This is a genomic window from Desulfogranum japonicum DSM 18378, from assembly GCF_000429945.1.
Classification (GTDB): Bacteria; Desulfobacterota; Desulfobulbia; order Desulfobulbales; family Desulfobulbaceae; genus Desulfogranum; species Desulfogranum japonicum.
In genome coordinates this window covers 17,366-28,821 of the sequence record NZ_AUCV01000046.1, presented here as the reverse complement: position 1 = coordinate 28,821, position 11,456 = coordinate 17,366, and the positions used below count along the sequence as shown (strand labels likewise).

The window sequence follows — 11,456 nt, the reverse complement described above, 5'->3', positions numbered from 1 at the left end:
TGTATAAATTTTTCTTCAGCAAGGTGCATTGCCAGGTGTTCTTGGGAAAGGTATAACATCACGTATGTTCTGCATACCTGTGACAAACTGCACCATTCGCTCAAAACCAAGTCCAAATCCTGCATGGGGGACAGAACCATATTTGCGCAGGTCCAGATACCAGCCATATTCCTCCAAAGACAATCCGGCAGCTTCCATACGTTCCTTGAGCAGATCATACCTCTCTTCGCGTTGACTGCCGCCTATCAGTTCTCCTATACCGGGAACCAAAATATCCATAGCTGCAACGGTTTTCCCACCATCATCCAATCGCATGTAAAACGGTTTAATCTGGGCTGGATAGTTTGTGACAATAACAGGTCGACCCGCCACTTCTTCACAAAGATATCGTTCATGCTCTGCCTGCAGGTCACTCCCCCAGGAAACCGGGAACTCAAAAGATTTTCCTGAAGTCACAAGCTGCTTTACCGCCTCATCATAGCTGAGATGTTCAAAAGGTTGATCGACCACGGCCTGTAACCTTGCCAACAATCCCTTGGCAATGAACCGATCAAAAAGCTCCAGGTCATCCGCACATTCTTCCAATACCGCTGTTACCAGGTCTTTCACCAATGCCTCTGCCAATTGCATGTCTCCCTGGAGATCACAAAAGGCCATTTCCGGCTCCAGCATCCAGAATTCTGCCAGGTGCCTGGAGGTATTGGAATTTTCAGCACGAAAGGTTGGACCAAAGGTGTAAACCCGACTATGCGACAGGGCAAAGATTTCAGCCTGCAACTGCCCGCTTACAGTCAATCCGGCCTTTCTGTGAAAAAAATCTTGAGAAAATCCCTCTGCTTTGCCTAACTCCGCCTGTTCAAGAGCTGTCACAGTGAACATTTCCCCTGCTCCTTCACAATCAGAAGTCGTGATAATTGGAGTGTGTACCTGGAAAAACCCCTGTTCCTTGAAAAAACGATGAATGGCAAAATTCAACGCACTGCGGATGCGTGTAACAGCGCCAAGGGCATTTGTACGGCTTCGCAAATGACTTATTGTCCGTAAAAATTCAAAACTGTGCCGTTTTTTCTGCAATGGATAGGTTTCAGGATCAGCCCAACCCAGTACATCCACCTCTGCAGCACGCAATTCCACTTTTTGTCCCTTGGCAGGTGACTCCACCAATTCTCCCTGCACCTTGACCGAACAGCCCGTAGTCAGTTTCTTTACCACCTGTTCATAATTATGCAAATCCCCTTCTACGATTATCTGGAGGTTGGCCAGGCATGAGCCATCATTGATTTCCAGAAAAGAAAAGCCTCCGGAATCACGCCGCGTACGTACCCAGCCGCACACGTCAAGATGATCGCCAAGGTTTGGTTGCTTCAGAATTTGTGCAATCTGCATGATGTTCGTATAATCCTTCGGAAACCGTGTCATGCCTGACGGGCTTCCTTATATTCTTTAGTATCAGGTATTACCATGTCAAAACCACTTACACCGATATTACCGAATGTTCCAGCATTCCTGTACGTACAGGTATAAGCCAGTACTGTTTTGGTGTTTTCACAATATTCTTTCTGAGTTGTTCACTGATCCGGTGGGAATCTTCAACCATATTGTAAAAAACTGAATCAACACCAATAAAACCATCGAGCAAATGGGTCAAGGTATGCAGGACCTTTGTCAGATATCCCTCTTGCATCTTCAGGAGATCATCAAGGGTATGAACCCCTTCATCTTGCAAAACGGTAATCATTGAAGAGGCGAAATCCATATTTTTCCCTAATCCACGCTCCACAGTCGACCAAAATCGATCATCTGTTCCATTGATGGCCTCATCATCATTCACGAGCATATCCGCGTAGGTAATAAGTGGATTCTTGTCAAGATAACGAAATACCAGCTCTTTTCCTGTTTGGAGGGCTTCCTCCTGAACCAGAAAAATATGTGAGACCTTATAATCCTGTTGTTTTACCTTCATATGTCTACTGTGCAGAGTATTGGGTTGATTCGAAATTTATAGTACAGACAGGCCGCACATAGTTCAAACAATTTATATCCTGGGTACCGGCATATCGCATGTCCAGATTAAGAAACCAGGCTTCATGCTTACCGTGCAAATCACAGCTCCACAACCAGGTACTTTTTTCCGGGAGAAAGGCACCGAGAATCCGCCGACCTTCGCTGCCAAGCAGGCTGAGCAACTCATCCATAGTCGGCAGACGCCAATGTGTCTCTTCCCCCTGCTGTTCGTTGTTCAGTCTCTGTACATATTGCTCCGCCTGTTCCAGTGTGAGCGGATAAAGACTGCTCTGTCTTTTCCAGGATAAACCTGTGGCAGCATCGAAAATCAGATCATCATTTATAGTTATTCTATTACATATCGGTTTCAGAGGACGAAACCTTTCATTCAAGCCAAAAGAAGCAGCTGCCTTGGAACGACAGACATTTAAAGGTTGCTGCCGCAACGTGTAGTCCCCATCTTTATCGGCAAGCAAACAATGGCCGTCCGGATCATATTGCTCCCCTCCATGAAGCCTCAATTTTTGCAGGTCAACTGACATGGACCTTGCATCCTGAAAGCGAAGATCAGGATCCCAACTTAAAGCTTTTTGAAAAAAAGCATCCCAATGCATATCATAAAGAGGATTAACCTGGGAAAGGGAAAAGCTCTGCATACCAGGAAACTTACCAGTCAACATGCGATAGAGAAGGACTGCAGCAGCATACAGGTCAGCCCTGCCATCTACCGTTGAGGGGCTTTTGCGCTGCTCCGGTGGTGTATAATATGGAGAACCGACCTGCATGGTATCAGGGCCGGAAAATGCCACGCCTTCCACCAGAGCCATCCCGAAATCACAGATTTTAAGGGTATCATCATCTGTTACCAGGATGTTCTGAGGTTTGATATCGCGGTGCACGATATCACGGTGATGCAGAAAGGCCAGGGCCTGTAAAATTTGCAGCCCGTAATCAAGAACTTTGGTTGCCGGGATCACCCTGCAATCTTTTTCCACCTCAAAGGCCTCACCAATCATGTCACCAAGATTTTTGCAAAGGTATTCCATAACAAAAAACGGCCTGCCCTTCTCATCTTCAGCAAAATCATGGGCTGTTACCAGAAAAGGCTGGGCAAACGAGGCCATGGTCCGGGCTTCGAATATAAAAATTTCCCTGAGTTTGTCATAGCCAAGGACATCTTCCATCACCTCCAGAGGATCAAGCAGCTTAATAGCCACGACTTTGTCTATCTCAGGGACAAGACCTTTATACACTGAGCCCATCCCACCCTTGCCAAGCCGACGAATTATAGTATACTTCCCAATCTTTTTTTCCATTGTTGTAACGTAACTACACATAGGGTAAGTGACTAAATCTGGCAGCTCCCCTGTCTTTGTAACCTCTTACAGGAGAGGCGACCTCTTATTTTTCCACACCTTCGAGATGCAAACTGCCTAAACAAAGACTCCGTGGCGTACCAAAGATCGGTCATACATTGTTTACCAATTCAATCGTCTTGAGTTGGATGCAGGAAAATCACGTTCTTTCAACAGGCGAACTGTAGTATCCCTGTCATACTCCACGGCCTTGATCTGCAGAAAATGATTTTGCGTATCAAATACAGCGTATTTTGCTTTGGAATTGATCATGTCCCTCGGTTGCCCGACACTTCCGGGAAGGATGAGGTAACGGGCCTGGGGGTCCAGCTGATAGTCGGTTATCTGCAGTTCCCTGCTGTCAATATTTCCTTCGGCCAAGCGAAAAATATCAAGAGCATGGGTATGCCCGGCAAAACATATCTTCTCAGGATATGTGGAGAAGACCCTGCGCAGGCGATTCTCGGTTGGTGAAAACAGGTAGACCGTTATGGATTGCGGAGGACACCCGTGAACCAGCCGAATGCCTCTATGCACGATGGATGCACGTAGATTTGAAATCCAATCCAAAGAATCTTCACTGAGCAGACGACGTGTGATGACCAGGGATTCACGCGGGTCAGGATTCAGACGATTAAAATATGAAGATGAAATTAAAGCAAGTTCATGATTCCCCATAACAGAGACCACATCTCTCTTCTGCAGCGCCTTAACGACTTCTTCCGGTTCGGGCCCATATCCCACGACATCACCAAGGGAGACAATTTCATCTATCCCGCTCTTGTCAATATCCTCCAGCACACTCTGCAGTGCCCTGTAGTTTCCGTGTATATCAGCCAGAACAGCTATTTGCATACTACAGACACCCCTCCTGCCGCAAAAAAATGAATGAGCCGATCTCAAGATTTCTGCCGGTGAATTCTTTCCGGATTCGCGTGCGTACCGTGGTGCACTTTACAGTAAAGAGATAATACAATGGGGCAGGCGTTCCATACAGACTTTCAAAATTCCCCATACCTTTACTGATAATGAGCTCTGCTGAATCAAAATATTCCCTGAACTCTCTGGAAGTTTTATTCAAAACTGTACCGGGGATACCTGTACCGTTGCTGATAACAGGACAAATTTGATCCAGCCCAATGGCGCGTGCATCCTCCAGGGTGGCATCGTTTATAACAGGGCTTTGTCGTACAGCGACTGTAACCCTGCACCCCTTATCCAGCAGCAATTCCACCAAAATCTTATCCAATACCAGTTCCCCGCAATTATCTGCAAGATAGAGGATATCCGGCTTCGTACACAACTGCTCAGAAAAGGCCTGATAGTGACTGATGGCTAAAGGTGTGTACAGGCAACGTTTCAGAGATTCCTTGATATCCAGTTGCCGCTGGGCTCCGCTATCCAGAACATTGGCCCCTATGGCGAGACGGGCTGCCGTCAACACCGGGTCGTCTGCAGCCATTATAACCGCACGCAGGTGGTCTTCCCGGGACAAGGCATACGCGGTGCTTTGATGTTTGATTGCAGAAAACGGATCTGTTACCCCTGTCTGCTCGCTGATATATGCATAGTAACGGGCAGCATTCTCCGGCGGTGACGCTGAGACTGGAAATTGGGAAATCATCTCTGCTACAGCAGAAAGGAGTTCATACTGAATAGTCGAGTCTTGTTCACAAAGCGCAATAGCGCCCTTGGCCTGTTTCATAAAACAAACAAGACAGTCAGGTCCGGTTTCAATCATGGTTTCCTTGTATCTGGGAGCAGCATGTAATCTTCCCGGACATTTCCCAGAGCTGCAAAAATATGTTCCTTGGAATCCGGCAGTGCAGCATAGATGGAGCGCACTAGTTTGTGTATATCGGCCCTTCTGGTTTTTTCAGAAAGAGGGCAAGAGGAGCGAACCGGCTTACAATGCAGCATTCGACCGATTGTCTCGACGTCCCCTTTATCACAGTACGCAAGGGGCCGTATTACATTCAGCTTACCGGAAAATAACTGCTGCCTGGGCCGCATGGTACTGATATTGCCTGCGCAGGTCAGGTTAAGGAAAAAAGTTTCAATAATATCATCACGGTGATGCCCCAATGCCAGTTTGCAGTGCCCCTGGCTTGCGGCATGGTCAAAAAGCTGTTTTCTCCTTGAACGGGAACATTGAAAACAGACATTTTCGGTTTCAGAGCCATTCAACTGCCCCCTGTCAGGATGCCAGCGGGCAGGCAGAACGGTAAGCGGTATTCCCAGGTTGGCGAGCTCCTGCTTCACCATATACGCAGCGGTGCCGAGTTCTCCCGCTGTTCCTTCCATATCAACATGGACGCATTCCATGGAATAATGAATGGGAGCTTTTTTTTCCCAGAATGTCAACACCCAGGCCAGAACCAGAGAATCTATGCCGCCCGAAACTGCGACCAGTACTGAATCCCCCTCAGCCAGCATAGAATAATCATGCATGGCCCGGCCTATTTTCCGATTGATGGTTGCAGGCAGTTTAATAATATTTATATCCTTGCATTGCTATCAGGGAGTACTCAAGTATCCGCAATGGGAAAATTTTTCCTCCAATCCTTCTTTAAGAAGCTCTGGTGCAGTCACAAAGGTAAACCTGCGCTTACTGGCCTGCTTGAGCTTAAAAAGATTGTCCAGCACGTACTGCTGGGTTTCTTCAAATCGCCCCTGGCAAAGCACCTGGTCACGATTTATATCAACGAGTTTATACTCGAACGTTACCGAAGCAGGTTCTTTTGCCGTGTATTCTGTACCAACCCTGTCAATATACTTACTGACCTGGGTTTGCAACATAACATTACAGCCCATCAACGTCCCTACAGCTTTAAGTTGCTTGACAAAATCACCCTCGATGGAATTTTCAATTCCATACACCTGTTCTGCGGTTACGTATCTGAACTCATTACGGCCAGCCAACTGCTGACGAAGAACACCGTCCAGAACGGCAGCACCTTCCTTGAGTTGTTTTGCCTGTGCAAAACTGAGTCTATCATCATAATCTACAGCTGTTTGTACCGGCATGACTCCGATGCAGGTTATGGCCAGTTCAGGATCGCGTGGAATCGGTTCCTGTGCCTGTTGTGAAGCACAGCCTGAAAAAGAAAGCAGGCCACAGGCCGCTAGAACTGACAACAGTTTACGGTAGCGATACACGAGTATCCTCCTTGTGTAATGGTGTATATTTTGTGGAGATGACCGGTTATACAATATTATAGCATCCCTTTTGACGACAATTGCCCCTTGATACGGTCACTGCTACTGCATGCCTGAGACACTGCACGGGCCAAAGCCTTAAAAACGGATTCCAGGATATGATGGGTATTTTCTCCATGCAGAACATCCACATGGAGTGTTACGCCGGCATGTAAAGCGAAAGCCCGCAGAAATTCCTTGGCCAAAGCAGTGTCAAATGTTCCTACTTTCTGATCAAGCACCCCACTCTCATAGTGGAGGTAAAAGCGATTGGAAAAATCCACGCACACGCGGGTAAGTGTTTCATCCATGGGAACATACGAATGCCCGTAACGACAGATACCTGCTTTATCTCCAAGGGCTTCTGAAAAAGCTTTGCCAAGACAAATACCGATATCTTCCACAGTATGATGATCGTCGATTTCCACATCACCTAAGGCAGAGATTTCCAGATCAAAGAAGCCATGCACGGTAAACAGAGTCAGCATATGATCCAAAAAACCCACCTGGGTACTTACGGCAGCCTGCCCGTCTCCATCGAGATTCAGACGCAGGCGGATCTGCGTTTCTTTCGTTGTGCGCACAATTTCCGCTATCCGATCATTTGACTGATCCATGTACTCCCCTTATATCATCATTTCGTTAACAGCACCAATACATTGACCAGGGACCACCTGCCGCCACACAGCAATGCGCTTGCGCTCCCTTATCTTGTGTTTCTGACAGATGCTGCCATCTGCCCGAAATAGTTTACCATAGTATTCTGGTTATATGAGAATCGCAACTGTTCTTCAAGCAAGTCGAAAGCTTTTTCGGCATCCTGCGTAATAATTCCATGCCAAAAGAGCTTCAACCTGGTTCCCAAAAAAAAAGTAATCTCAAACAAACAAAAAAAAGAGATTGTCGTAAGTTTTTTTATTGACACTCTCACCCAGACTCGTTAGAATGCCGCGCTGTCAACTGATTTAAATGAGAGCGGGAATAACTCAGTGGTAGAGTGCAACCTTGCCAAGGTTGAAGTCGCGAGTTCGAATCTCGTTTCCCGCTCCACTCAATATCCAAGGTTCGGACAGCTGTTCGAACCTTTTTTTGTTAATCTGCTGGGGCGTAAGTAATGAAAACCTATTATACACCGGTAAACGAAATTGATCGTAAATGGTATGTCGTTGATGCCGATGGAAAAGTACTCGGGCGTATCGCTACAGAGATTGCCACTCGTTTGCGCGGCAAGCACAAACCTACTTTCTGCAATTTCCAGGACAACGGCGACTTTATCATTGTCATCAATGCTGACAAAGTACACCTGACAGGCAAAAAACTTGATGATAAAGAATACCACCACCATACAGGTTACATGGGTGGCCTGAAAACCTCGACTGCAAAAGAAATGCTGGAGAAAAAACCAGAAGAGCTTATCCGGCTTGCGGTTAAAGGTATGCTGCCTAAAAATAAACTTGGCCGTGCCCAGTTTAAAAAGCTCAAAGTATATGCAGGTGATGCCCATCCACACAAGGCCCAGCAGCCTGAAACCATCGAGATCTGATAACGGAGCCCCAATATGGCACAAGAAAAAACCTACGCTACCGGAAGACGTAAAACAGCTGTAGCACGTGTGTGGTTGACCCCCGGCACAGGAGAGATGGCTGTCAATAAAGTTGATTTGAAAGACTATTTTGGCAACATCTTCTTTGAGCACAAAGTTGCTCGTCCATTTGCCGTTACCGAAACACTTGAAAAATACAATGTTCAGGCGACAGTAAAAGGCGGCGGTAAATCTGCCCAGGTTGATGCTCTTGTACATGGGATTGCTCGTGCTCTTCAGGACATCGACTCTGAAATGAGAAGCCCACTGAAAAAAGCAGGTCTGCTGACCCGTGATCCACGCGCCAAAGAAAGAAAGAAATATGGACAGCGTGGTGCACGTGCCCGCTTCCAGTTCTCCAAGCGTTAATCGGATTCGGAGCGTTTATTCAGCTCATCTTACGACCTATTCAAGGTATCTTCAGGGAATAACGATCGCTTCGTTATTCCCTTTTTTATTGACCAGTGTCTTCCCGGAAATAGGCTTATCGCCTAGTACCGGTAAGCGATGACTCCGAGGCAAGTGTTTTTTACCGCAGTTACACCCGCCAGAGGAGTCTCTATCAGCTTCGAAGAAAAAGGGACAGACTGGTATAAGCAGATTACTCCTATGAGGAAGACCCCATGATCAACGTTGGTATTGTAGGCGCTTCAGGATACACAGGGGCGGAACTGACCCGAATACTCAGCAATCACCCCCAAGTTAAACTCACAGTTGCAACTTCTCGGAAATATGCAGGAACTCCCCTGGCAGAAGTTTTCCCAAATCTTCGCCAGTGCACAGATGTCGTCTGTGAAAATCTCCCTACAGAAGCACTTGCGGAACAGGCAGACTTTTTTTTCACTGCAGTTCCTCACAAGACAGCCATGGATATTGTGCCCTCACTGCTTGAAGCTGGCAAAAAGGTTGTTGACCTCAGTGCAGACTTTCGCCTGCGGGATGTTGCCGTTTATGAACAATGGTATGACACACACACCTGCGGACACTTGCTATCCGAGGCTGTTTACGGCCTTCCCGAGCTCTACAGGGACAAGATTCGTGACGCTCGGCTGGTGGCAAATCCGGGATGTTATCCTACTTCAATCATCCTGGGTCTTGCTCCCCTGCTGAGAAACAACTGTATTAAGCCTGAAACGCTCATCGCAGATTCAAAATCAGGTGCCACGGGCGCAGGAAGAGCTGCAAGTGTTGGCACACTGTTTTGTGAAGTGAATGATGGCTTTCGTGCCTATAAAACTGGTGGCACACATCGACATACTCCGGAAATCGAACAGGAAATTTCGCTCCTCGCAGGCAACGATTGCACCATTACCTTTACGCCGCATCTGTTGCCTGTTTCCAGGGGTATCCTCAGTACGATTTACGCAACCATGAACGGTGACTGCACACCCGAAGAACTGCGCACGCTGTATACCGACATGTACCAGAACGAACAGTTTGTTAGAGTACTTGCCGAAGGTGCATTGCCAGCTACACAGTACGTGCGAGGCAGCAACTATTGCGACATTGGGGTTCAAGTTGACCCTCGAACGGGCAGAATAATAGTTCTCTCAGCCATTGATAATGTTGTAAAAGGCGCTTCTGGCCAGGCTGTTCAAAATATGAATCTCATGCTCGGGTTCGAGGAATCAACAGGTCTCACCCAAGTGCCGTTGTTCCCCTAAACGTGAAACGCAATATTCGCCTTGTCATAGCCTTTGATGGGACCGGCTATTGCGGCTGGCAACGCCAGGAAAATGGTCTGGCTGTGCAGGAAGCCATCGAAACCGGTCTGAGCACTATGTGTAAACATGCGGTTACCCTTCACGCATCAGGTCGAACGGATGCGGGAGTGCATGCTCTTGGAATGGTTGCTCATTTTTTTACCGAGTCAAAAATTCCCGAGCATGCATTTGTGACCGGCCTGAACTCCCTGCTACCCTTTGACATCAGGATTCGCCAAGCCCATGAAGTTTCCCTGGATTTTCACAGTCGCTTTCATGCAACCGGAAAAACCTACTGCTACAATTTTTTCACAGGTGATGTTCAGCTCCCTTGCTCCAGATATTACACAGCTCATATGCCTGGTGATTTCAAACCGGAACGCCTTACTTTGGCCATTAACGCTCTGCAAGGCACCCATGATTTTTCAAGTTTTGAAAAGGCCGGTTCCAGAGATACCTCTCTTGCCAACGGCCGTGGTGCTGTTCGCACACTGTTCGAAGTGACATGCACAGCTGACCCTGGTAATGTAAATCATTATAGCCTCCGTTTCACAGGAGACGGATTTCTACGTCAGATGGTCCGCATACTCTCTGGAACATTGATAGATATAGGAACAACCCGACTTCCAGAAAACAGTATGCAACATATTCTTGCCAGCCGTGATCGTCGCAAAGCCGGACTTACAGCTCCAGCCAACGGCCTCACCCTGGAAAAGGTATTCTATTCACCGCTTACCTGATATCGTTATGCAGCATGTAAAGCTCTACCAACAACAGTGTTCTCTTGTTCTTGCATCAGCATCTCCGAGAAGAAAACAATTGCTCGGAGAGCTTGGTTTGCAATTTCAATGCTGCCCTGCCAGTATTGACGAAACTAAAATTCCTACGGAGTCTCCCCTGGAATATGTACAACGCATGGCACAGGAAAAAGGTGAAGCTGTGGCCCGTCATTTTCCTGAAAGCTGTACGATAAGCGCAGATACAGTCGTTACACTTGACGGCGTTGTTTACGGTAAACCAGCAAACCAGACCGAAGCCCTGGAAATACTCCTGGAATTGACAAACAATACTCATAAAGTAATGACTGCTGTACATTTGCAGTGGCCGCACCGTAACCTATTCACCGGCTTCATCGCTGAAACAGACGTAACATTTGGCCACTATTCTCCTTTGGTGCTGCAAAAATATATAGAAAGTGGCGACCCCATGGATAAAGCAGGTGCATACGGCATTCAGACTCTGGGTGGCTTTCTCGTCAAGGAAATCTCAGGTTCATACACCAACGTTGTCGGACTCCCTGTGGCAAGGCTCGTAGAGACACTGGAGCAATGCGGCTGCATTACTCCCGAGGACACGTCCTCTTGACGTGTTGCCGATCGAAATAACAAAGATCAGTACCTGAATCTTACAATTAGATAATAATTTCAGGGTAGCTGACCGGAGAAAAACTTTTTTTGCGTAAAAGAATAAAAATTTCAGCTAGTTCAGCAAATTTCCAAGTTCATTTTTTCTTTTACCTTTGCTTGACTTGCGCATGTAGTATGCTACGTTATGATGTTATAAGATTTTTTCAGTGAATGTTTCACATTAGTCATTCTATTACTGCGGATACGT

Annotated in this window: 13 protein-coding genes and 1 tRNA gene; 6 read left to right on the top strand and 8 right to left on the bottom strand. The window is 47.0% G+C overall.

The annotated features are described in order from the left end of the window. Window positions 1-15 precede the first annotated feature (15 nt). From asnS to hisB, 8 genes are all read right to left on the bottom strand, one after another. Window positions 16-1,386 carry an asparagine--tRNA ligase gene (gene asnS, locus G493_RS0118300; RefSeq protein ID WP_051309520.1) on the bottom strand — a complete coding sequence of 457 codons (1,371 nt, stop codon included), beginning with the start codon at window positions 1,384-1,386 and terminating at the stop codon, window positions 16-18. Between the two features lie 88 nt (window positions 1,387-1,474). Then, the gene (locus G493_RS0118295) at window positions 1,475-1,963 is read right to left on the bottom strand and encodes a hypothetical protein (RefSeq protein ID WP_028581571.1); all 489 of its coding nucleotides are present in this window, start codon (window positions 1,961-1,963) and stop codon (window positions 1,475-1,477) included. 4 nt (window positions 1,964-1,967) lie between these two features. After that, window positions 1,968-3,320: a protein kinase domain-containing protein gene (locus G493_RS29995; RefSeq protein ID WP_161629853.1), complete on the bottom strand. Its 1,353-nt coding sequence runs from the start codon at window positions 3,318-3,320 to the stop codon at window positions 1,968-1,970. A 162-nt stretch (window positions 3,321-3,482) separates the two neighbouring features. After that, window positions 3,483-4,214, bottom strand: a complete 732-nt coding sequence (locus G493_RS0118285; protein ID WP_028581570.1) for a metallophosphoesterase family protein — start codon at window positions 4,212-4,214, stop codon at window positions 3,483-3,485. A gap of 1 nt (window position 4,215) precedes the next feature. Then, window positions 4,216-5,100 carry a damage-control phosphatase ARMT1 family protein gene (locus G493_RS0118280; protein ID WP_028581569.1) on the bottom strand — a complete coding sequence of 295 codons (885 nt, stop codon included), beginning with the start codon at window positions 5,098-5,100 and terminating at the stop codon, window positions 4,216-4,218. Next, window positions 5,097-5,810 (bottom strand): tRNA lysidine(34) synthetase, encoded by a 714-nt coding sequence (locus G493_RS0118275; RefSeq protein WP_167332854.1) that lies wholly within the window; start codon window positions 5,808-5,810, stop codon window positions 5,097-5,099. Before G493_RS0118275 ends, G493_RS0118280 begins: the two co-directional genes overlap by 4 nt. 66 nt (window positions 5,811-5,876) lie before the next feature. Beyond that, window positions 5,877-6,518 carry a hypothetical protein gene (locus G493_RS0118270; protein ID WP_028581567.1) on the bottom strand — a complete coding sequence of 214 codons (642 nt, stop codon included), beginning with the start codon at window positions 6,516-6,518 and terminating at the stop codon, window positions 5,877-5,879. A gap of 56 nt (window positions 6,519-6,574) precedes the next feature. After that, window positions 6,575-7,174 carry an imidazoleglycerol-phosphate dehydratase HisB gene (gene hisB / locus G493_RS0118265; protein WP_028581566.1) on the bottom strand — a complete coding sequence of 200 codons (600 nt, stop codon included), beginning with the start codon at window positions 7,172-7,174 and terminating at the stop codon, window positions 6,575-6,577. 358 nt (window positions 7,175-7,532) lie between these two features. On the opposite strand from hisB, the gene G493_RS0118255 reads away from it, so the two are divergent. From G493_RS0118255 to G493_RS29990, 6 genes are all read left to right on the top strand, one after another. Continuing rightward, window positions 7,533-7,607, top strand: a tRNA-Gly gene (locus G493_RS0118255). 64 nt (window positions 7,608-7,671) lie between these two features. Then, complete coding sequence (rplM, locus tag G493_RS0118250; RefSeq protein ID WP_028581564.1) at window positions 7,672-8,100, top strand: 50S ribosomal protein L13; 429 nt, start codon at window positions 7,672-7,674, stop codon at window positions 8,098-8,100. Between the two features lie 15 nt (window positions 8,101-8,115). After that, the gene (gene rpsI / locus G493_RS0118245; RefSeq protein ID WP_028581563.1) at window positions 8,116-8,508 is read left to right on the top strand and encodes a 30S ribosomal protein S9; all 393 of its coding nucleotides are present in this window, start codon (window positions 8,116-8,118) and stop codon (window positions 8,506-8,508) included. Window positions 8,509-8,762: 254 nt separating this feature from the next. After that, complete coding sequence (gene argC, locus G493_RS0118240) at window positions 8,763-9,803, top strand: N-acetyl-gamma-glutamyl-phosphate reductase (RefSeq protein WP_028581562.1); 1,041 nt, start codon at window positions 8,763-8,765, stop codon at window positions 9,801-9,803. A gap of 2 nt (window positions 9,804-9,805) precedes the next feature. Beyond that, entirely contained in the window at window positions 9,806-10,582 is a 777-nt protein-coding gene (truA, locus tag G493_RS0118235; protein WP_028581561.1) for a tRNA pseudouridine(38-40) synthase TruA, read from the top strand. 7 nt (window positions 10,583-10,589) lie between these two features. Then, on the top strand, window positions 10,590-11,207 hold the full coding sequence (locus G493_RS29990; RefSeq protein ID WP_035275082.1) for a Maf family protein: 618 nt from the start codon (window positions 10,590-10,592) through the stop codon (window positions 11,205-11,207). Window positions 11,208-11,456: the final 249 nt, after the last annotated feature.

Bases quoted from the DNA above. Each gene is read 5' to 3' on its own strand.
- rplM (WP_028581564.1), top strand. From the start codon at position 7,672: ATGAAAACCTATTATACACCGGTAAACGAAATTGATCGTAAATGGTAT.
- asnS (WP_051309520.1), bottom strand. From the start codon at position 1,386: ATGCAGATTGCACAAATTCTGAAGCAACCAAACCTTGGCGATCATCTT.
- G493_RS29995 (WP_161629853.1), bottom strand. From the start codon at position 3,320: ATGGAAAAAAAGATTGGGAAGTATACTATAATTCGTCGGCTTGGCAAG.
- G493_RS29990 (WP_035275082.1), top strand. From the start codon at position 10,590: ATGCAGCATGTAAAGCTCTACCAACAACAGTGTTCTCTTGTTCTTGCA.
- G493_RS0118295 (WP_028581571.1), bottom strand. From the start codon at position 1,963: ATGAAGGTAAAACAACAGGATTATAAGGTCTCACATATTTTTCTGGTT.
- hisB (WP_028581566.1), bottom strand. From the start codon at position 7,174: ATGGATCAGTCAAATGATCGGATAGCGGAAATTGTGCGCACAACGAAA.
- G493_RS0118275 (WP_167332854.1), bottom strand. From the start codon at position 5,810: ATGCATGATTATTCTATGCTGGCTGAGGGGGATTCAGTACTGGTCGCA.
- argC (WP_028581562.1), top strand. From the start codon at position 8,763: ATGATCAACGTTGGTATTGTAGGCGCTTCAGGATACACAGGGGCGGAA.
- G493_RS0118280 (WP_028581569.1), bottom strand. From the start codon at position 5,100: ATGATTGAAACCGGACCTGACTGTCTTGTTTGTTTTATGAAACAGGCC.
- rpsI (WP_028581563.1), top strand. From the start codon at position 8,116: ATGGCACAAGAAAAAACCTACGCTACCGGAAGACGTAAAACAGCTGTA.
- G493_RS0118285 (WP_028581570.1), bottom strand. From the start codon at position 4,214: ATGCAAATAGCTGTTCTGGCTGATATACACGGAAACTACAGGGCACTG.